The organism is Ruminococcus sp. 5_1_39BFAA (assembly GCF_964240875.1).
Lineage (GTDB): Bacteria > Bacillota > Clostridia > Lachnospirales > Lachnospiraceae > Blautia_A.
The window spans coordinates 62,844-84,651 of sequence record NZ_CAXSVO010000002.1 but is presented as its reverse complement, the minus strand read 5'-3'; the positions used below and the strand labels follow the sequence as shown (position 1 = coordinate 84,651).

Annotated in this window: 18 protein-coding genes; 4 read left to right on the top strand and 14 right to left on the bottom strand. The window is 47.7% G+C overall.

Annotation, left to right across the window (positions count from 1 at the left end; genetic code table 11):
- Positions 1-25 precede the first annotated feature (25 nt).
- Both ACESZH_RS02960 and ACESZH_RS02955 read right to left on the bottom strand, forming a co-directional pair.
- Positions 26-895, bottom strand: coding sequence for a DMT family transporter (locus tag ACESZH_RS02960; protein ID WP_373219852.1), 870 nt, complete (start codon positions 893-895; stop codon positions 26-28).
- Positions 896-927: 32 nt separating this feature from the next.
- Positions 928-1,896: a glycosyltransferase gene (locus tag ACESZH_RS02955; protein ID WP_373212623.1), complete on the bottom strand. Its 969-nt coding sequence runs from the start codon at positions 1,894-1,896 to the stop codon at positions 928-930.
- Positions 1,897-2,164: 268 nt separating this feature from the next.
- On the opposite strand from ACESZH_RS02955, the gene ACESZH_RS02950 reads away from it, so the two are divergent.
- The 4 genes from ACESZH_RS02950 to ACESZH_RS02935 all read left to right on the top strand — a co-directional run bounded on the left by ACESZH_RS02950 (position 2,165) and on the right by ACESZH_RS02935 (position 7,743).
- Positions 2,165-4,075, top strand: coding sequence for a DUF6020 family protein (locus ACESZH_RS02950; RefSeq protein WP_373212626.1), 1,911 nt, complete (start codon positions 2,165-2,167; stop codon positions 4,073-4,075).
- Between the two features lie 5 nt (positions 4,076-4,080).
- Complete coding sequence (locus tag ACESZH_RS02945; RefSeq protein ID WP_373212629.1) at positions 4,081-5,163, top strand: polysaccharide pyruvyl transferase family protein; 1,083 nt, start codon at positions 4,081-4,083, stop codon at positions 5,161-5,163.
- A 1-nt stretch (position 5,164) separates the two neighbouring features.
- Positions 5,165-6,388: a Coenzyme F420 hydrogenase/dehydrogenase, beta subunit C-terminal domain gene (locus ACESZH_RS02940; RefSeq protein ID WP_373212631.1), complete on the top strand. Its 1,224-nt coding sequence runs from the start codon at positions 5,165-5,167 to the stop codon at positions 6,386-6,388.
- 92 nt (positions 6,389-6,480) lie between these two features.
- Positions 6,481-7,743, top strand: coding sequence for a lipopolysaccharide biosynthesis protein (locus ACESZH_RS02935; protein WP_373212634.1), 1,263 nt, complete (start codon positions 6,481-6,483; stop codon positions 7,741-7,743).
- A 129-nt stretch (positions 7,744-7,872) separates the two neighbouring features.
- Here the strand turns inward: ACESZH_RS02935 and ACESZH_RS02930 are convergent, their stop codons facing one another.
- The 12 genes from ACESZH_RS02930 to pfkA all read right to left on the bottom strand — a co-directional run bounded on the left by ACESZH_RS02930 (position 7,873) and on the right by pfkA (position 21,802).
- Positions 7,873-11,925: an Ig-like domain-containing protein gene (locus ACESZH_RS02930; protein WP_373212636.1), complete on the bottom strand. Its 4,053-nt coding sequence runs from the start codon at positions 11,923-11,925 to the stop codon at positions 7,873-7,875.
- A gap of 99 nt (positions 11,926-12,024) precedes the next feature.
- Positions 12,025-13,227: a M20/M25/M40 family metallo-hydrolase gene (locus ACESZH_RS02925; protein WP_373212638.1), complete on the bottom strand. Its 1,203-nt coding sequence runs from the start codon at positions 13,225-13,227 to the stop codon at positions 12,025-12,027.
- Between the two features lie 28 nt (positions 13,228-13,255).
- Positions 13,256-14,221, bottom strand: a complete 966-nt coding sequence (gene dusB, locus ACESZH_RS02920; protein WP_373212641.1) for a tRNA dihydrouridine synthase DusB — start codon at positions 14,219-14,221, stop codon at positions 13,256-13,258.
- 5 nt (positions 14,222-14,226) lie between these two features.
- Complete coding sequence (locus ACESZH_RS02915; protein ID WP_373212643.1) at positions 14,227-14,583, bottom strand: DUF6145 family protein; 357 nt, start codon at positions 14,581-14,583, stop codon at positions 14,227-14,229.
- Between the two features lie 101 nt (positions 14,584-14,684).
- Positions 14,685-15,488, bottom strand: a complete 804-nt coding sequence (locus ACESZH_RS02910; protein WP_373212646.1) for a biotin--[acetyl-CoA-carboxylase] ligase — start codon at positions 15,486-15,488, stop codon at positions 14,685-14,687.
- Positions 15,485-16,486 carry an ornithine carbamoyltransferase gene (gene argF / locus ACESZH_RS02905; RefSeq protein WP_373212649.1) on the bottom strand — a complete coding sequence of 334 codons (1,002 nt, stop codon included), beginning with the start codon at positions 16,484-16,486 and terminating at the stop codon, positions 15,485-15,487. Before argF ends, ACESZH_RS02910 begins: the two co-directional genes overlap by 4 nt.
- An 89-nt stretch (positions 16,487-16,575) precedes the next feature.
- Positions 16,576-17,514 carry an SPFH domain-containing protein gene (locus ACESZH_RS02900; protein WP_373212652.1) on the bottom strand — a complete coding sequence of 313 codons (939 nt, stop codon included), beginning with the start codon at positions 17,512-17,514 and terminating at the stop codon, positions 16,576-16,578.
- Between the two features lie 3 nt (positions 17,515-17,517).
- Positions 17,518-17,955, bottom strand: coding sequence for an NfeD family protein (locus tag ACESZH_RS02895; protein ID WP_373212655.1), 438 nt, complete (start codon positions 17,953-17,955; stop codon positions 17,518-17,520).
- 28 nt (positions 17,956-17,983) lie between these two features.
- Positions 17,984-18,760 carry a TrmH family RNA methyltransferase gene (locus ACESZH_RS02890; protein WP_373212657.1) on the bottom strand — a complete coding sequence of 259 codons (777 nt, stop codon included), beginning with the start codon at positions 18,758-18,760 and terminating at the stop codon, positions 17,984-17,986.
- A complete protein-coding gene (locus ACESZH_RS02885) occupies positions 18,757-19,401 on the bottom strand; it encodes a TrkA family potassium uptake protein (RefSeq protein ID WP_373212659.1) in 645 nt (214 codons plus the stop codon). The genes ACESZH_RS02890 and ACESZH_RS02885 overlap by 4 nt, the downstream gene beginning before the upstream one ends.
- A gap of 22 nt (positions 19,402-19,423) precedes the next feature.
- On the bottom strand, positions 19,424-20,812 hold the full coding sequence (locus ACESZH_RS02880) for a TrkH family potassium uptake protein (protein WP_373212662.1): 1,389 nt from the start codon (positions 20,810-20,812) through the stop codon (positions 19,424-19,426).
- Positions 20,813-21,802, bottom strand: a complete 990-nt coding sequence (gene pfkA, locus ACESZH_RS02875) for a 6-phosphofructokinase (RefSeq protein WP_373212663.1) — start codon at positions 21,800-21,802, stop codon at positions 20,813-20,815.
- Between the last annotated feature and the right edge of the window lie 6 nt (positions 21,803-21,808).

The window sequence follows — 21,808 nt, the reverse complement described above, 5'->3', positions numbered from 1 at the left end:
ACCAGCCCTTTGGCTACTGACGCTGCTAAGCTGCCGCCTCCCTGCGGTTGTACAAAAACATACACAGAGATGCCAGAATGATCAGCCCATAGCCCACAAAGCTGTAGGCATCCGGTATTTCCCCAAAGAGCGCAAAGCCCAGAACCGTAGCAAAAATAATCTGGCTGTAGTCAAAGATAGAAATCTTTCTCGCCGGCGCATACGTATATGCCGCTGTAATGGAAAACTGCCCGCCTGCCGCAAAAAGCCCTGCAAGCAGCAAGGTCCCGACCTGTCCCATCGTCATTGGCGCAAAATTCATAACGATCCACGGCAGCACCGCCACACAGGAAAAGGAAGAAAAATAAAACACAATGATCGGTCCTTTTACCCCGTGAGTCCCAAGCACCCGCACCATAGTATAGGCGATTCCTGCACCCATCCCTCCGCAGACGCCGATCAGCGCAGGCACCAGTGACGCATTCTGAAATCCCGGCTTCACGATAAACAGGCATCCCACAAACGCCATCATCACGCAAAATGCCTGAACCGGCTTTATCTTTTCCTTTAAAAGCAGAAACGAAAAGACAATGGCAAAAAACGGAGACAGCTTATTCAGAATTGAGGCGTCTGCTACCAAAAGATGATCCACCGCATAAAAGTTACAGAGGATTCCCAGGGTTCCGAAAACGCACCGCAAGATCAGTGTACCCCAATATTCTTTTTTTACCTTTGGCTGTAAATGATTTTTATATAAGATTATCCCTGCAAAAATTGCCGCAACCAGATTCCGGAAAAAGCTTTTCTGCACAGACGGAACATCTCCCGCCAGCCGCACGCACACATTCATGCAGGCAAAGCAAAATGCTGACAATATGATCATCAGCATTCCCTTTCCATAATTTTCTTTTTGCATTATGATTTCACCACAAACCTTTCTTTCGGTGTTCAGGCATCCTCTTTCTCTGCATTCTCTTCCGGGAAAAGCCGCTTGTATTCATTAGATACCTGCTGAAGCTGGAACTCGAAAATCTGCTTATGCTGCTGCACCAATGTGGTAAGGATGATTCCGGAAAACAGGCAAATAATCGCCGTCAAAACAACAAAGCCTATCACGATCAGGCTTGGAATCTTTGTCACAATGCCCATGCGGATATATTTTGTCAGGATAGGAATAAAGAATATCACACCTAACACAAACAGCACCGCTGCAATGCTGGCAAAGAACTTCAGCGGACGATAATCCTTGAACATCCGCAGGATCGTCCTGATGACCTTAAAACCATCGGTATAAGTGTTCAGCTTTGATTCGCTGCCTTCCTGTCTGTCACGGTAATCTACGATCACATTGTCAACCTGCATGTTTTTGTCAATGGCATGGATGGTCATCTCTGTCTCAATCTCAAAGTTCTTAGAAAGTACAGGATATGTTTTTACAAACTGATAACTCATGGCACGGTATCCTGTCATAATATCCTTGATGTCACTGTGGAAAAGATAATTAATGCTTCCCCTCACAAGGCTGTTGCCGAAATTGTGGAAGGGACGCTTGTTTTCCGTAAAATAAGTGGAGGAAAGCCTGTCTCCCACTACCATGTCCGTCCGGTCGTTTAAAACCTTATCGCACATCTCACGGGCATATTCTGCCGGATACGTGTCATCGCCGTCCACCATCAGGTAGCACTGCGCGTCAATGTCACGGAACATGCTGCGGATCACATTTCCTTTGCCCTGCTGGTACTCATAGCGCACTACCGCTCCCGCCTGGCGTGCAATTTCATCCGTGCCGTCTGTAGAATTGTTGTCATATACATAAATAACCGCCTCCGGTAATACCTCTTTCATATCGCGAACTACCTTGGCAATTGACTTGCTTTCATTGTAGCAGGGAATCAATACTGCAATTTTATCTGCCATCCCGAAATCCTCCGTGTATTAAAAAGTGTCGATATAGGTGTTCACATTATACCATACTCCCCCACATTAGCAAAGAATTTTTATCCCCTCCAAGAATTGTTATTTACTTTTTTTCGCCATATGTTATTATTATAAGTACCTATTTTAGTCAAATACCCCGACTGCGGGATATTTGACCCTGGCGGCATTCGCCAAATGCGTGTGCAAGCACCCGCGCTTGGCTCATTGCTCGCGGGAATAAACATTTAGTAGAAAGGAAATTGTTCTTTTGAAAATATTAAAAAGTAATATTGCCGTATTTATATATGCTCTTTTATCATTTTTCTTCCTGAGTTTTGAAATCAGCAATGATTCTATCATTCTTCTACCCAAACCGGATTCTTCCATTGCTGCTGCCTGTATTGTGGTTTTTCTGTTTCTTCTATATAAAAGGCTGACCGCATGGTATCCCAAAGAATACAAAAAAGGGTTTCACACCCTGGCGGCCATTCTCAGCGCATTTTTTTCCTTTGCTTCTGTTATGGGCGTGTTCTTTTCCGCGGATCTGTCCATCAGCATCACGGATCTCCTTACAGGCAAAGCGGGCAGTGCTATTCGCTTCCTTCTCGTCTTTGCAGGAGGCTTTGTATTATTTTATCTTGCCATCGGTGCCATTGGTGCGGCAAGGGAAAGACTTGGCTACAGGAAATCCCTGAGTCCGTCTCGGGGTATCGTATCTTCCGGCGCAGCATACGCTCTGCGTAAGGCAGAAGATTTTCTCTTCGGGAAAAGAAGCTTTCTGAAAACACTGTGCGTGATGGCACTCTGCTGGCTGCCCCATTTGATCATCCGCTATCCCGGCGCTATGCCCACAGACGGCATAAACAGTCTGCTTCAGTATTACGGAGTCAGAGCGTATACCACCCAGCATCCCATTATTTATACCCAGCTTCTGGGACGCTTCTGCGATTTCGGCGCACGCATCCTGGATGCCGGATTCGGGCTTTTCCTGCTGGTTCTTCTCCAGACGGCTGCCCTTCTTCTGGCGCTGGCTTATACAATTCAAACTATGGACCGCCTTGGCGTACCCCGATGGTGCTCCTTTGCAGCTTTGATCATTTTTTCCGTGGTACCCGTTTTTCCGGGCTACGCCGCAATCCTGATCATTGACGTATTTTACTGTGCAGCCATTCTTCTGCTAATGAACGAACTGGCCTGGTACCTTTTCCAGCCTGACCGGTACAAAAAATCCTGGAAGCACCTGTGCCTCACCGCGGTGTCCGTATTATGTGCATTTTTCCGCCAGAACGGATTTTATGTTATCGCAGTTGTGCTGCTATTTGTGGCTATCTGGGAATTATGCCGGATCCGGAGAAAAGAACAGACACTCCGCTATACCCTTACTATTCTGGCATTCCTGATCGTTCCTCTGTGTATCGGAAAGGTAAATACCTCCCTCCTTCACAGCAAGTACAATGCCACCCCTGTTTCTGCCAGAGCAATGCTGGCACTGCCTATCCAGCAGATTTCCCGTTATGTGGTAAGCTACGGAGCAGAAATGGATGCGGATGATATTGCAGCCATCCAGAAGATTCTCACCTGGGATGTGTCTGAATATGCGGAAAAATATAATCCCTACAACTTTGACGGCATTAAGCGCGGTTTTAATTTTGACGCAACCAGTGATGATCTCACAGGCTTCCTGAAAACCTGGTTCAAGCTTTTTTTCAAACACCCGGAAACTTATATCAATGCAACGCTAAACCAGAATTACTGCCTGTTCAGCCCTCTTAAGGACAATACAAAATACTACGGTCAGGTCCGGAAAGGTCTGAATAAAATAGAAAGCATGGACTTTACCGCTGTCTATGAACTTCAGGAAAAAACAGCGGACATAAATCAAAAGCTTACAGATTACTACTACAGCTTCCCAAGAATTCCGCTTATTGGCTTATATGTGAATCAGGGTGTCATGACGCTGCTGCTTCTGGGAATCTGCCTGTATGCCCTGTTCGACCGGAATCCGAAGCTTTTGCTTCTGGCTCTTCCGCTGCTTCTCACATTAGCTGTAACCTTTGTAGGACCGGCGGCTTACGGACACCCCAGATATTTATTCCCGGTTCTTTACTCCATGCCGCTGCTGTTCGGTCTTTTTCTCACCGGGCTGGGTAAAGCGGCTTCCAAAACAGATAAGAGGTAAAAACTATGAACAAGAAAAGAGTCGGTGTGATCACCTTCCATAACTATGACAATTACGGAGCCATACTTCAGAGCTATGCCCTTCAGAAAAAGCTGCGGGAGCTGGGAACATACCCGGAAATCATGGATTACCGCTGTGACTATATCAGTAACCCCTTTCGTCTGATCAACCTGAAAAAGAAGGGTCCGTTTAACTACATTTACGGCGCGATCGGTCACATCTGCTACATTCCCAGACGCAGAAAATGCAACCGCTTCCGCAAGCATATGCGCTACAGCCAGCCTGTGACTGCCGGAAAAATGCAGGCTGTTGCAGGAAAATATGATATTTATATTTCCGGCAGCGACCAGGTATGGGACTATAAGCTGACTAATTTTGACAAAACCTATTTCCTGGACTTTGTAAAAAAAGGTAAGAAAAAATGCAGTTATGCAGCCAGCATCGGAGAACATATCCCACCGGAAAGCTATCGTGGGGAATATGAAGCTCTTTTGAAGGATTTTGACGAAATCCTGGTGCGTGAGGATTACGGCGCTGACATTGTGGAGGAGCTTACAGGAAAACGGCCTGAGGTCGTCTGCGATCCCACACTTCTTCTGACTGCGGAGGAATGGGACAAGCTTCTGGTTGAACCGAAAATAAAGGAAAAATATATTCTGGTTTACCAACTTGGGATCAACAAAGAACTGGTGGACTTTACCCGCCGCCTTCATGAAAAGACAGGGTACCGCATTGTATATATCCCCTTCCCTCTCGTGGGACTTTTGAAGTGCTCGTGTAAAATTGCCATAGGACCAGCGGAATGGATGGGATTGTTTAAAAACGCGGAATATGTAGTTTCCGATTCCTTCCATGGCGTTGTGTATTCTCTGCTTTTCAACAGAAAATTCTTTGCCATGGTAAACGGTCATCACATGAACCGCCGTGTGGAGCAGCTTTTGAAGCTTGTCAATCTGTCTGACCGAACCATTGATGATGTGTCTTATGAAGGTCTTACGGAGGACATTGATTTCACCTATGCAAACGAGCAGTTGGCGAAATTCCGCCAGAGCTCCCTGGAACATTTAAAACGATTAGTAGAGGAGTAGTATGCTTACGGAAAATCAAAATAAAAACCAGTGCTGCGGCTGTATGGCCTGCAGCCAAATCTGCCCAAAATCCGCCATCACTATGGAACAGGATGACCAGGGCTTTGCTTATCCTTCTGTTGACAAAAACAAATGCATAGACTGCGGCTTGTGCCATAAGGTCTGTCCTATGGAAGAGAATTATGTGGGTCAGGATGCAGTCCCTGATATTTACGCCCTTTGTAATAAAAATCGGGAAACTCTGACAGAAAGCTCCTCCGGCGGAATGTTTTCCATTCTTGCCCGGTGGGTCATCGGCCAGGGCGGTGTCATCTATGGTGTGGCATTTGATGAATCCTTCTCTGTCCGCCACATGAGGGCGGATTCCATGGAGGATGCCGCCCGGTTCCGCTCTTCCAAATATGTGGAAAGCGATTTAACGGAAGTGTACGCACACATCCTGGAAGATTTAAAAGCAGGTCTTACAGTCCTTCTCACAGGAACTCCCTGCCAGATTTCCGCGGTGCAGAAATTCCTTCTGCAAAAACGTGCTGACTGCACCAACCTGTACACCTGCGATAATATTTGCCATGGTGTTCCCAGCCGGAAGATTTGGACGGATTATCTCACTATCCTGCAGGATAAATACATGGACTCCAATGATTCCATTACTTATATCAATATGCGCAGCAAAAAATCCGGATGGAAAGAGCGCGCGATGGAGGTTCGCCTGAAAAACGGCGATCTGGATGAGGTCACAAAGGATTTCTCCTTTAACAAGATTTTTTCCAGTCTCTACGCCAACAGGCCATCCTGCTTTAACTGTAAATATACCAGCCATAAGCGGCCCTCTGATTTCACTCTTGGAGATTTCTGGAACGAAAAAAGTGCTGGCATCACCTTTGATGTCTCAAATGGTGTCAGTGAGGTTCTTGTAAACACGGAAAAAGGCCGGAAGCTTTTCCAGCTTATCAAAGACCAGGCAAACTGCCAGCCTGTTTCCAAAAAGGCAGCATGGCAGCCCCATTTGGAGTATGCAGCAAAAGCCCCGAAGAATCAGGCCCAGTTCTGGGAGGAATACAATTCCTCACCGGATAAAGAAGCCCTGCTGCGCAGATATCTGGAGGGCACTTTTATGACAAAGGTTATCCGCAAGGCATCCCCTATCCTCCAGAAGACCGGACTTTACAGCATGGCGGGAAAAATGTACAAGGTTCTTCTTGTAAAAAAGTCCAATACCCCGTAGCATTGCCAAATGCGTGTGCAAACACCCGTGACCGGCTCATTGCTCGCGGGGATCGAAATCCTGAGAAAGGTAAGTGACGAAAAACAATTTATATGAATAAGGAAAAGAATGTAAAAAAAGCTTTTTTATGGAACATGATCGGCAGCGCCTGCTATTCCGGTTCCTCCTTCCTCTATCTGATGGTGGTAACAAGAGTGTGCGGCACAAAGCTGGCGGGGTTTTATTCCCTAAGCTATGCCACGGCACAGCTTCTTCTGCAGGTGGCACGCTACGGAGTCCGTACCTATCAGGCGACGGATTTAAGACAGAAATTTCTTTTCAAAGAATATAAGGTTTCCAGGATCATTACCTGCGCACTGATGATGCTTTTCGGTATTATTTACAGCTCTTTCAGCTTTACCGGAGATTATATCATTATCAGCTGCTTTATCATCCTTATGAAAATGATCGATGCTGTGGAAGATGTATATCACGGTAATTTCCAGCAAAAATACCATGTAGAGCTGATGGGAAAAATGCTGGCTGCCCGCAATGTATATTCCGCCGTATTTTTCACCCTCTCCCTGGTGATCACAAAGAGCCTGTATTTTACCTGCGCCTCCACTGCAATCACTTCCCTGACCCTTTGTCTGGTGATGAATTCCTGTTTTTCCAGAAAAAGCGTGGCTGGCCTGGAAAACAGCACGGCGGATTTTCAGATGGGGCATGTGTGGGAGCTTCTTAAAATCTGCACGCCTTTGTTTGTGGGCACCTTCCTGTCCCTACTTTTGTATAACGTGCCGAAATACGCTATGGCAAGCGTCATGAGCGATGAGTACCAGACTTATTACAGTATTCTGTTTATGCCATCCTTTGTCATCACGCTGATGTGTGAGTTTGTATTTAAGCCGCTGATCACCACCATCGCAGAGCTTTGGTGGGAAAATAATATCAAGAAATTTGTGCTGTATGTCCTGCGCATCGTAGGTATTATCCTGGTGTGCTGTTCCGGTATCGTGGTTGCCGGGCATCTCCTGGGACGGACACTCCTGGAGCTGATCTATGGCGTGGACCTGTCTCCCTACAAGCTTCACTTTATCGTGCTTCTAATAGGCGGAGGTATCAGCGCAGAGGTGTATATGCTGTACAATATCCTTATCGCGATCCGCAAGGGCAACTGTCTCCTTCCGGTTTACAGCATTACCGCAGTTCTCACCATTCTTGCTGCAAGGCAGATGGTAAAAGCCTGGGGCATTATGGGTGCAGCGCTGAATTACCTGCTGTCCTGCTCCATTTTATTTGTACTGTTTACGTCTATTCTTGTGTTTGTAATTATCAGAAGGAAAAATACAGCGGTAAAGAGCACCCCGCAATAAGCTGTAGGCTTCCTCCCGTACATATATGTTCGGAATATCTTGTTATACGCAGTCAGCCCCGGGTCACCTGAAACCCGGGGCTGATGTTTTTACTTTATAAGAATCTTAGCTGTATATCTCAGCTACTCTTTATTTTACGGTCACCGTGCACTTAAAGGAAGCCTTTCCTGACTTCACTGTGATCACAGCTTTTCCTTTTTTCACTGCCTTGATCTTGCCCTTGGAAGTAACTGTTGCCACCTTCTTATTGGAGGAGGTGTATGTTATCTTCTGTTTGCTGGAAATCGGGCTTAATACTGGTTTCAGTGTTGAAGTTTTGCCTTTCTTGATCGTCAGCTTCTTGGTAAGTCCCGTAATCTTCTTTGTAGCTACGGTTGCCTTCTGAACCTTTACAGTAATAACCTTCTTAGCTCCGCCTGCCGTTACTACAGTAACCTTTGCTGTACCGGTCTTCTTCTGTGCCGTCAGCTTAATGGTTCCGTTTTTATTATATTTTACTTTTACAAACTTGGTTTTATTGGATGTAGCGGATTTTATATAATCTCCCTTAGCCAAACCTGTTACCTTAAAGGAAAATACCTGTTTCAGCTTCAGCGGAATGCTTGTAGCCGGAACCTTTATGGTTGCCTTCAACGTCGCGATGCTTCTGCTCTCAGTTGCCTGGCACACGGAGCAGGTACGTGTCTCAACGCCCTCTTCCAGAGCAGTCGCTTCTTTTGTTACCACATATTCACCAAAGGTATGGTTTCCTGTTGCCGGAATATCTGCCAACTCTTTTCTCTCTCCGTGGCATACGGAGCACTCGCTGTGCTGCTTGCCTGGTGTTCCGCAGGTTGGCTGGCTGTCGGTTACGGTTACAATATTATGTGCAATCTTCGGAATGGCTGCTGTATAGCTGTCGCCGCAATTCTTGCAGGTATAGGTCTTTACGCCCTCTTCCGTGCAGGTAGCTGCTTTCGTAATGGACTCCTGGTAGTTATGTTCTGTAGCAGGATATACGACATATTCCACTACCTTTCCGCATTTTTCACAGGTAACTACTTTCGTTCCTTCTTCTGTACAGGTAGGCTGTTCTTCAGCCGTTACTGTCTGATGATTGCAGACTATGATCTCAATTGCATCATCCCATACAGGAGGCTCATTCTCACTTTCATCTTCCCGCAGCTTAACTGTACCCACCATATGCAGCGCCACTGACACCGGATCATCCTCTGTAGTCAGTTCAGAGGCATTTACAGTAAATCCGTCTCCCGCTTCATTTATCTCAATCAGTTCGTTCCACTTCTCACCTTCAAATTTTTCAAGGGAGATAATAGCATCTTCTATTACCTTTCCATCCGGATTTTCCCGGTCAAAATACCTGAGGGATGCATTCAAGTCGGATAAGGTCACCGTTTTGCCCGGCTCTGCGATATATGGTCCGTCAAATACCAGTCTCTCGTATGCCGGCTCGATATAAAGCTCTCTGCCTCTGTACAGCTCGATCGGTTCTTCTCCTTCTCCCTGCGGAATCGTCACCTTTGCCTCCACATAGGTGCTTTCCGGATTTTCAGATAAAGCTGCTTTTAATTTTGCATTCACACCGTCCTGTGTGAAAGTAAACAGGTTCTCATCAATTCTGTACTCAACGGTAAAGCTGCTTTCGTCCACTCTCACCGGCTCATCTTTACCCTCAATGTAATGCCATACCACAGGCATCAGCGTAACTTCGGCTCCCGGAAGCATAGTGGAATATGGTTCTACACCCATACCCAGCACATAAAAATTATCTGTTACATATTTTACTACAGAGAGGGTCTTTTCACCGAATCTCTCACTGGTTATACTATAAGTAAGCTTTGCCTCACCATAGCTTCTCGGCTGCACTTCCCATTCATTATTATCGTTTATCTTTGCTATTAATACCGGATTTTCCTCATCAGGATTTTCCCGAAGGTCCTCCACTTCAATATTTGTGATGATCGCCATTTCTTCTACGCCGTGAGGATAATCCTTATTTTCAACGTAGTACCGGATCACGTTATCCTTATAGGCATAATCCCAGCCAGGAAGCACCTCCTCATCATAGTCGCCCCACTCTTCATATGGCTCTCTCACATCCGCGCCGAAGCCGGCAACGTCAAGCTCATCGCCATTTACCACTACGCGTGCCTGCACATCAAATCCGCACTCATCGCGGAGCTGTTCTCTGATCTTATACAGTTCTGCACCATGAAGGGTGATTCCTTTCCCGTCTACCGTATAAACTTCTTTTGGAAGTGCCCCCTCAACGGATTCCGTCTCGTCATTCCATATGCCCACTGTCCATTCCAGTTTTACCTGCTCCGGATCATGACTTATCAGATTTTCCGTATTTAAAGGAATAAACAGATCCTCATCATTGTATACCCAGGTGTATCCGTCTTCACGCATTCCCTGACCTTCGAACCAGATATGATAATCAAGTCCGTCTACCCAAAACTCGTTCTGTGCCGCTTCGTCATAACGGTCTTCTTCGTTCTCTGCATCGCTCTCCTCATTATAAAGATAAGCAATCAGACGGATATCGGTTCCCCACTCACCCTTTCTGGTTACGGTAAACGGTGCGGTTCCCCAGTCATCTTCCTGGCTTAATTCCTTACCAGTAGCATCTGTCACGGTAAGCCAGTTCCAGTCGCCTTCCACGCGATAGCGGACTTCCTCATTCGCTACTACTGCACCGGCATCATTTTCTTCACTAAACCATCTCAGTTCCGGGGTCAGCGTCCTTGTCTCACCGTACTCCCAAATAGCATCGGTTCGGTCAACCGTGAGGGTATGATAGCCATTCCGTATGTATATCCACATACCGCACTCGGCTACCCTTATATCCTCTTCGCCTTCCTCTCCCGGAATGTATGCTGCAGCGGTGACAAAAGTCTCGGTTTCCGCTTCTTTTTCATCAACCTCTTCTACAGCTCCGACTGTCAGTGTTCCATCCCCATTTTCAGTAAATATGAAATTGCTCAGATTTTTTTCATATTCCCATCTGATCTGTACATTGCTGGTATCTCCGTCTACATGCATATCGTCTTTCGGATCATAACATTCCAGACGTGCCTGAGCATTCAATGTCAGGCTCTTACCTGGCAGAATATTCTCTGTTCCGGTGTCGCTCTCCATTCCCACGCTGTAAACTCCGGCATCGATATAAACATCAATGGTATAGGAATCCTCTCCTCCATCATATGTCTGGTAGTTCACGGTCACAATGGCATGTCCCATGCGGTTCATGTCTATGCCCCAGCCCTCGCCTTCCTCATATGGATTTACGGATACAGCATCGCCCTTTCCTTCATCATCAGGGGCATTTTCTGCTGTTACAGAGAGAACTTCAAGCGGAATCTGCTCTCCCCATCCGTTGTTATAATGTTTCCCGTCCTTTACATAGCAGTTAAAATATTTATCAATTCCTATCCACCATCTCGGAAGCTGGTCGATGCTTCTTTCATTAAAGAACTGCAGTTCACCATAATAATACTCTGGCGTTCTCACACAAACCCAGATATCCGCAGCGTGTACTTCTTCTCCATCTACGATGATTCCCGCACGCAAATCAAAATCCTTGCCCGCGCTCAGCTTCGTTCCGTCAAGTATTGCTTCCCGGCCGTCCTCAGAAACCGCAAGGGGTATATCCGTGTATTCCACAAAATCATAATTTACCCCATTGAATTCATAGTCCCCGGCCTGCCACTTGATTTCGTAGTCCTTTCCTTCCAGAACAGTTGTGTCTACCGTATAGCTTAATGTCTCGTTTGTGAAAATGGTGGTGTCGCCTTCTCCATCCCGCAGCTCTCCCTGAATCACCACAGATCTGTACGGATTACCATCATCCTCCCCCGGTGCGCCTTCATCCGGATTTTCACCTTCTCCATCTGTAAATGCGAGGGCGGCTTCCGCTTCATCGCTTACAAATTCCTCAGGCTGTGCCCCACTGTCCGATGTCCATGCCTCTTCGTTTCCAAAGTCTGCGGCATCTCCTACCTCTTCTGCACCAGAGGTATCTGTAATCTCAGCTACAGAATCGTCCACCACAATTTCCGGGGTTTCTTCATAGACGGATTCAGCCGTAAATTCCGAACCGAATACCGCAGCCGTCTGTCCCAATCCGCTTACGATCATGGACGCGGCCAGTACCAACGCTGTTACTTTCCTTCTTTTCATCTGGAAACCTCCCTTTTCTTTTCATTATATCGGAAGGAACTTTTCGTGTCCACATTTTTTCGCTCAACATTTCACATATTTTTCACAAAATATTTCCTGTCACGGAAGGCGGTATTTCCGGAATTCTCCATAACCGGATAACGCCAAAATCAGAAGAAGGGTTTTCTGAGGCGCCTTATATGCCTCATTGGGTTCAAACCACTCATGCAGCGTGTGCGTGCCGCCGCCGTCGCCGCCCCGTCCTACGGATATAGCCGGAATCCCAAGGCTGATGGGGATGTTTGCATCCGTGCTGGACTCCGGACGGTATTCCGGGGTCAATCCCACTGCCAGAGCCGCATCCCACGCCGCACGTACAATGAGACAATCCTTGGGCTGTTCCCCTCCGGGACGTCTGCCCTTTTCCGTAAAAGTCGCTGTGACCTTTTCCGACCGCTCCCAGCGGGCATTTTCCTGGCAGACTGCTGTCTCCACAGCACGGAACAGCTCCTGCGTCAGTCTTTCTAACTCCTCCGGACTGTCGGAGCGCAGATCCACCAGCATGGAGCATTCTCCCGAAATGCTGTTCACTGAGGTTCCTCCATTGATCACGCCTACGTTAAAGGTTGTTTTCGGCTGCTTTTTCACCTGGAAATCTGCGATAATACTGATTGCCCGTCCCATGGCATGAATAGGATTGGGGATTCCGAAATCTCCAAAGCTATGTCCGCCAAGCCCCTGAAAGGTCACCAGGTAACGATTGCTTCCCGTAGCACGGTACACAATTCCGCCCGGAGCCACATTGTCAATGGAGATAAATCCGTCATAGTCGTTAGGATTCTCAAAGATATATTTTACACCCTTTAAATCTCCCAGACCTTCCTCACATACATTTGCGCAAAAAACAATATCGCCGTTTCCGTGAATGTCCAGAGCCTTCATCGCTCTGGCTATACTTAAGATCTCTGCGATCGCCCTTGTGTCGTCATTAATTCCCGGACAAAAATAACGGTTCCCCTCTTTTTTCACAGTCAAATCCGTGTCCAAAGGAAAAACCGTATCTGTATGAGCCGCCAGCATCAGCCTGGGACCGTCCCCATTGCCCTTGATCGTACCGAAAACATTTCCCACTGCATCCATATGCACATCATCCAGCCCGATTTCATTCATCTTGTTCATCACATATTCTGCTTTTTCCTTCTCCATATGGGAAGGCGCCGGAATCTGGCACATTTCCAGCAGCTCCTTCAAAGTACGTTCGTCATCCTCTTCCAGATATTTCAGGGCTTTTTGTATGACCTCCATGTTTTTTAGGCTTTCCATATCCCATATCCTCCCGTGTTCACAACATTTATCCAAGCTTTTCCAACAATCTCTCCAGGTCCTCATAGCTGGCAATGGTATTAGACTCCCGGCGCAGCCCGGCACTGTGGCGCATTCCGGCAGTATACCAGGCAACATGCTTACGCATTTCCCGGATTCCGGTGAACTCTCCCTTTAAGTCGATCTGCGCCCGGGCGTGTCTCAATATCATCTCCCGGATTTCTGATGCAGTTGGTCTCGGCAGTTCCTCCCCTGTGGCAAAATAATGGTTCAGTTCCCGAAAAATCCAGGGATTTCCCTGTACGGCACGTCCCACCATCACAGCGTCGCAGCCGGTCCTGCGCATCATTTCTTCCGCCTTTTTCGGCGAATCCACATCGCCGTTTCCGATAACCGGAATCGTCACGGCCTCCTTCACTCTGCGAATGGTTTCCCAGTCCGCCTTTCCGGAATAATACTGCTGTCTGGTACGCCCGTGGACCGCAATGGCTGCCGCGCCTGCATCCTCCACTCTTCTTGCAATGTCCACAATATCCACCGGAGCGTTTTCAAACCCAATACGAACCTTCACGGTAAGGGGCTTTTTGATAGCCGAAGAAACGCTTTTTACGATCTGCGCGATCAGCTCCGGGTTTTTCAAAAGCGCGGAGCCTTCCCCGTTGTTCACCACCTTTGGCACAGGGCATCCCATATTGATGTCCAGAATGTCAAAGGGACGCTCCTCTATACTTTTTGCCACCTCCGCCATCAACTCCGGCTCGCTGCCGAAAAGCTGCAGGGATACCGGATGCTCTCCGGCATCGATCTCCATCAGGGCTTCCGTATTTTTATTGCGGTAGGAAATAGCCTTTGCGCTTACCATTTCCATACAGATAAGTCCCGCTCCCTGCTCCTTACAGAGCCTGCGAAACGGCAGATCTGTCACTCCCGCCATGGGCGCCAGCACAAAGGGATTCGCTATCTCCACATTTCCGATTTTCCATCCCATCTGCATAGCTTCTACTCTTTGTCCTCCATGTCAGTTTCCTCTGGCGTTTCCCCCAGGAAAAAGACACGGTAATACATTTCCAGGGATTCCAGAAGCTCCTGTTTCTCCCGCCGGAGCTGCTTGATCTTCAGCGCTCCGCCAATGTCATCATACCGCGCATCCGCCTCCAGCGCCTCTGTGCGGAACTGCAGGTTTCCTTTCTCATCATATTCCACAGTAAGAACCCCGCCGATCTCCTCTGTAAAAAGAACGCACATGATCTGCAGCTCCTGCTTCACATGCTCCGGCAGGGAATCAAAGTCCTTATTAAAGTAATATTTCTGCTCATAGGCGCTTGCCCCGCAGAGTACGATATTTTCCTGATACATGAGTACCTCCTGTTAAGCTGTTGTTATCCACTCATTTTTCCATATCATTCGCCGTAACCACTTTCCGACCGTTATATAGATTCCTTTCCCACCGGACCGCGTTATACATAGCTGTACAAGCCCCGTACCGACACTTCCCCCGCGCTTACCCGGGAAATCGTCCCGTCACCGCGCTCTACCAGAAGCTCTCCTGTTTCCGTAATTCCTCTTGCAATTCCCTCGTAAGGTGTAACCGGATGCAGTACCCGCACCGGCTGGTTCCTGTTTGCCAGAATCCTTTCGTAATCCTCTATAAGGAGTTCCAGATTGTAGGTCTGTACAAATTTATCATAATTGCGCTCAAAGGCTTCCATCACAAGCCCCGGCACAATACTTCTTTCAAAATCATGTCCTGCCTCCAGACAAAGTGAAGTGGCCTTGTCCGCCATTTCTTCCGGAAACATCTTGATATTCACATTAATTCCCACGCCAATGACCACATGGCCGATCTTCCCCTCGTTTACATTCATCTCTGTGAGTATTCCACAGATTTTCTTTCGGGAAAGCACCACGTCGTTTGGCCATTTGATTGAAGGAGCAAAGCCCAGCTTCTCCACCGCCTGAGCTACCGCAAGCCCCATGACCAGGGTCAGCATGGAGGCATACTGCGGCTCAAATTCCGGTCTCAGCAAAAGGCTCATCATCACAGAGGTTCTCTCCGGAGCCTGCCAGGATCGTCCCAGCCGCCCACGCCCGGCAGACTGAAACTCTGCCAGTGCCAGCGTTCCGTGAGGTGCCCCCTCTTCTGCCAGTCTCTTGATCCACAAATTCGTAGAATCTGTTTTTTCTGCAAAATGGACGGTTTTACCCGCCCATTTTGTATGTATTCCTTTTAAAATTGTCTCTTTATTAAAGTTATCCATCATTTCTCTTCCGGCTCTCCCAAAGTAGCCACCATAACAGCTTTGATGGTGTGCATACGGTTTTCCGCCTCATCAAATACCTTTGACTGGGCAGACTCAAATACCTCATCCGTGACCTCCATATCGGTCAGATTGAAACGCTCACCCATCTCCTTGCCGATCTTTGTCTTTAAGTCATGGAATGCAGGCAGGCAGTGAAGGAAAATTGCCTTTTCCCCGGCATTTCTCATAACCTGCTTTGTCACCTTGTATGGTGTCAGGTCGCGGATTCTCTCCTCCCACACTTCGTCCGGCTCACCCATGGATACCCACACGTCTGTATAGATCACATCTGCTCCCCTGGTGCCCTCTTCCACATTCTCAGTCAGCGTGATGGCTGCCCCCGATTCCTTTGCGTATTCCCAGCACTGGGCTACCAGCTCGTCATTTGGGAAATATTTTTTGTTTGTGCAGGCTACAAAGTTCATACCCAGCTTGGAGCACGCTACCATGAGGGAATTGCCCATGTTGTACCGCGCATCGCCCATGTATACCAGCTTAATGCCCTTTAACCCTCCGAAATGTTCACGGATCGTCAGCATATCTGCCAGCATCTGTGTAGGATGGTATTCGTTTGTCAAACCGTTCCATACGGGAACTCCGGCATATTTTGCCAGTTCTTCCACAATATCCTGGCCGAAGCCTCTGTACTCGATACCATCATACATTCTTCCCAAAACTCTGGCGGTATCTGCAATGCTTTCTTTCTTTCCGATCTGGGAACCGGTTGGATCCAGATAGGTGCTTCCCATGCCCAGATCGTGTGCAGCCACCTCGAAGGAGCAGCGTGTCCTGGTACTTGTTTTTTCAAAAATCAGTGCAATGTTCTTGCCCCTGTAATACTCATGAAGCTCGCCTGCTTTTTTCTTTTCCTTCAGCTCTGCGGACAGATCCAGAAGATACAGGATCTCCTCAGGCGTATAGTCCTTCAGTGTCAGAAAATTTCTACCCTTTAAATTCATAATAATCTCTCCTCAGCTATGTATTTGAAACCAGCCGCCGCAACCCACACGGCAGCTGGTTCCTTCTCTGCTTTTATGGATTTCTATGATCACTCTGCCGTATTTTCATCCACAACGATTTCCTTCAGAGAAGCTGCAAGCCCTGCAAGGCTCTGAATCTCAGACGGAATGATGATCTTGGTGGATTTTCCGTCTGCTACCTTTGCCAGAGCTTCCAGGCTCTTTAAGGTAAGAACTGCATTATCTGCCCCAGCCTCTTTGATCATCCGAAGTCCTTCTGCGTTTGCTTTCTGCACCTTCAGAACAGCTTCTGCCTGGCCTTCCGCTTCCTTGATCATACGCTCCTTCTGCGCCTCTGCTTTCAGAATAGCAGCCTGCTTTTCAGCCTCCGCATCAAGGATCGCAGATTCCTTTTTTCCCTCTGCCACAAGGATCGTGGATTTCTTTTCACCCTCTGCCTTAAGGATTGCTTCACGTCTCTCACGCTCTGCCTTCATCTGTTTCTCCATAGCTTCCTGGATAGCAGCCGGAGGGATGATATTTTTCAGTTCTACCCGGTTTACCTTGATTCCCCATGGGTCTGTTGCCACATCCAGAGATGCGCGCATCTTGGTGTTGATAACCTCACGGGAGGTAAGGGTTTCGTCCAGTTCCATATCCCCGATAATATTACGCAGCGTGGTAGCGGAAAGATTTTCAATTGCCATGATCGGATTTTCTACGCCGTATGCGTAAAGCTTCGGATCTGTGATCTGGAAAAATACTACCGTATCAATCTGCATGGTTACGTTATCTTTTGTGATAACAGGCTGCGGCGGGAAGTCTACCACCTGTTCCTTTAAATTTACTTTTCTGGCAACTCTCTCGATAAACGGAACCTTGAAATGGACTCCGGTTCCCCAGGTTGCCCGGTAAGCCCCCAGACGCTCCAGCACAATGGCATATGCCTGCGGTACGATACGGATACAGGATGCCAGCACCCACAGTACCAATACAATCAAAATAATGCCAAAAACAATACCACCCATAAATCAGCCCTCCTTTTTTTCTTCCACGATCAGCTTCACTCCGCTGATCTTCTTAATGATCACAACTGCATTTACCGGAATCTTCTGGACGTCTGAATCAGTACGCGCCATCCACTCCACATCTCCGATACGCACCTGCCCTGTCTGGGCCAGATTGTCAATTTCCTGAATGACAACTGCTGTTTTTCCCAGCAGGCTGTTGACATTTGTCTTTTCCAGCCCCTTATTCATATATTTCACAGCCAGCGGTCTTGTAAAAAACAAGAGCACCAGGGAAACACATAAAAACAGGATAAGCTGCAAAGCGAGCCCGGCACCGGCATAAGCCGCAATCCCTGCCACCAAAGCTCCTCCGGCAAACCAGATTGTAGTAAGACCGGTGGTGATTGCCTCAATGACAAGAAGCACTGCTACTACCCCAAGCCAGATAATAGGTTCCATAGAAGTCCCCCTTCCTTTTGAAGATTGTTCATCCTCTCCGCTGCCGTGCAGCCTCGTACATTAAAATTCCTGCCGCCATAGCTGCATTCAGGGATTCTACCTGCCCGCACATAGGAATACGGATCAGCGTATCCGCTGTTTCTGCCGCCTCCTGTGTCAGTCCCTTTCCCTCATTGCCGATGAGGAAAGCCGTTCCTCCCGTATATACCTCTTTGTCGTAAAAATTTTTTCCCTGCAGATGCGCAGCGAAGATGCGGATGTTTCTCTCTGTCAGTTCGCTCTTTAATGATACCACATCTTCTACATATAGGAAAGGCATTCTGTACACAGAACCCATGGTAGAACGGATGACCTTGGGATTTGTGATGTCCACACAGGTTCTGGTAAGGAATACTCCCGATACGCCTGCACCCTCCCCGGTACGGAATATGGTTCCCGCGTTACCGGGATCCTGCAGATCCTCCAGAACCATCACCAGCGGATTTTCCCCATGTAAAATGTCTTCTATTGTATAGGAGGGTTTTCTCAGCACAGTCAGGATTCCCTGCGGTGTCTGGGTATCGCTCATCTGCCGGAAAACGTTATCCGCCACGATCTCATACGGAAGTCCCGCCACCTGTGCCATCAGTTCCGTTTCATGAGACAGGGATTCTGTTATGAAAACTCCGGATATCCAATCTCTTGGAGCCTCTCCGAACATTTTTCTTCCTTCTGCCACAAAAAGCCCCTGTTCCCTCCGTGCCTTCGCCTTCTGATTCAGTTGTATAATGTTTTTTACCTGCCCGTTACTTACGCTTGTGATCATAAACGGTTCAAATCCTCGTTCTTTCCGATTGCAATCAGTAAGCAGTCTTTTTCGAACGGTACATCCGGTTTCATATTTACATTTACACTGTCTCCCTTTTTGACAGCAATAATATTGACATGGTATTTTTCACGGATTCCCAGCTCTGCCAGACATTTGCCCACCCAGTCCTCAGGAATTGCAAATTCTGCCATACTAAAGTCCGGCGACAATTCAAAAATATCCACAAATCCGCTGGATAAAAGGTTCCTTGCCACGCGAAGCCCCATGGATTTCTCCGGATAGATCACTTCATCCGCCCCGATTTTTTCCAGAATTCTTCCGTGCAGGGAATTCATAGCCTTTGCCAGTACGAATGGAACTCCCAGTTCCTTTGCCTGCATGGTGGCGGTAATGCTGGCTTCCAGGTTTTCTGCTACTGCGATCACAGCCACATCTACATTTCTCACTCCCAGGGATTCCAGAACTCCAGGTTCCCGTACATCTGCCTTTACCGCATAAGTCACTTTATCTGCCACTTCCTGGATCTTTTCCCCGTTATCATCAATTGCCAGCACATCACAATTGGATTCTGCCAGCGTTTCCGCCAATGTAATACCAAACTGACCCAGGCCAATCACTGCAAAAGATTTATCTTTCATATATTCTCCAATTATCTCATTTCTATCCTATCATAATGTCTTCTTCCGCCAGACTTACTTTTTCCGGACGTCGGTGCGCCCGTGCCACGACCGCGGTTCCCAGTGTCAATGGACCGATTCTTCCCAGGTACATGGTAAAAAGTACGATCCATTTTCCCGGAAGATTCAGATTCGGTGTCAGCCCTCTGGATAACCCTACGGTTCCTATCGCAGAGGTCAGCTCATATACAATGTCCGTAAAGTCCTCTCCCGGCATTGCTGCGGACAACAGCAGGATCGATACGAAAAGCACGCTGACCGCCATGCCCGCTACCACCACTGCAGAACGAATATAGCTGGTACGGATTTTCCGGTTACATGCTTCCACGTCCTGCTTTCCGCGCAGATTTGCAGCAACGCTCAAAACCAGCACTGCCAGAGTCGTAGTCTTGATACCTCCGGCAGTTCCCATCGGTGACCCGCCCACCAGCATAAGAAACAGGCACACCATTACACTTGCGTGGGAAAGCGCTTTCTGATCAATGGTAAGGAATCCTGCTGTTCTGGTAGTTACAGACTGAAACGCAGATGCCAACAGCTTCTCTCCCACAGACATATGTTTCATAGTCGCCGGATTTCCATATTCAAACAAAAAAATCAGCAGCGTGCCTCCTGCTACCAGAATGATGGTGGTGGTGATTACTATCTTGCTATGAAACCGGAGTGTTTTGTACATTCTGTGGAACGGCATTTCCCTTTTCCAGATTTTCTTCACCTTGCTTCCCAGATCCCACCACACCGTAAAGCCAAGACCGGATGCAATGATCAGCCCCATGGTCGTAATATTGACCAGCGGATCGGCCACATAAGGCGCCAGGCTGTTTTCTCCCAGAATGTCGATTCCCGCATTACAGAACGCGGATACGGATGTGAAGACAGACTGCACCAGTCCCATTTTCCATCCGAACTCCGGGATAAAACAAAAGGCATAGCAGACAGCACCGATTCCCTCTGCTGCAAAAACGCACTGCATAACTTTTTTTACCACCCTTACCAAACCGGACATCTGGTCCAGATTATAGGATTCCTGAATCATCCGGCGGTTTCTCATGGATATCTTTCTGTGCAGGCTGATAAAAATAATGCTGCCAAGGGCGATCAGACCGATACCACCGATCTGTATCAGGAGCAGGATGACGGCCTTTCCCAAAATGGTCCAGTGAGCCGCCGTAGTCACAGTCACAAGCCCGGTAACACATACGCAGGTCGTTGCCGTAAACATAGCGTCTGTAAAGGAGGTATGCAGCCCTGGCACGGTACAAAGGGGCAGCCATAAAATTAATCCTCCTATAAAAATTACCCCCGCAAAGCTGAGGGTAATTATCTGTGCTGTGTTTAGTTTATGTTGATATTTTTTTAAATTTTCTATCATTTATTTTTTATAATTATGTGAAAGAGACTGGCAAACCTCCCACATATAAGAAGAAACATTTTTCTGCATTGCCAGTGCTTCGTTGATATCAAAGTCCACAAAATCGCCATGGCGGTATCCTACTACACGGCAGCTCTTTCCTGCCACAAGAAGATCTACTGCCATTGCGCCCATCATAGATGCATATACACGGTCTTTGCATGTGGGGTTTCCGCCACGCTGCATATGGCCAAGGATGGTTGCACGTGTCTCAATACCGGTAGCAGCCTCAATACGTTTTGCCATGGCCTCGGAATGACCGATTCCTTCTGCATTAATAATGATATGATGTTTCTTTCCTGCTTTTCGGCTCTCAATAATATTGTTGATCAGCTTCTGCTCATCGTAGTTATATTTTTCCGGAATCAGCACATCCTCCGCACCGTTTGCAATACCGCACCACAGTGCCAGATAACCTGCGCCGCGTCCCATAACCTCAATGATACTGCATCTCTCATGTGAAGTGGAGGTATCACGAACCTTGTCGATTGCTTCCATCGCCGTATTTACGGCTGTGTCAAAGCCTATAGTATACTCTGTACACGCGATATCCAGATCAATGGTTCCCGGTACGCCGATGGTATTGATTCCCAGCTCTGCAAGCTTCTGCGCACCTGCAAAAGAACCGTCGCCTCCGATAACAACCAGACCGTCAATACCATGCTTCCTGCAAACCTCTGCGCCGCGCTGCTGTCCCTCCGGTGTACGGAACTCCGCACAGCGTGCCGTATACAGTATCGTACCTCCGCGTTCAATGGTGTCAGACACATCCTTTGCTGTCATGTCGATGATTTCTTCGTTTAAGAGTCCATTATACCCTTTCAGAATACCTTTTACCTTCAGTCCGCTGCTTAAGCCCCGTCTCACAACTGCACGGGTCGCAGCATTCATTCCCGGCGCATCACCGCCGCTGGTCAGAACACCGATGGTTTTAATCTGTTTTTCTGCCATAATAAT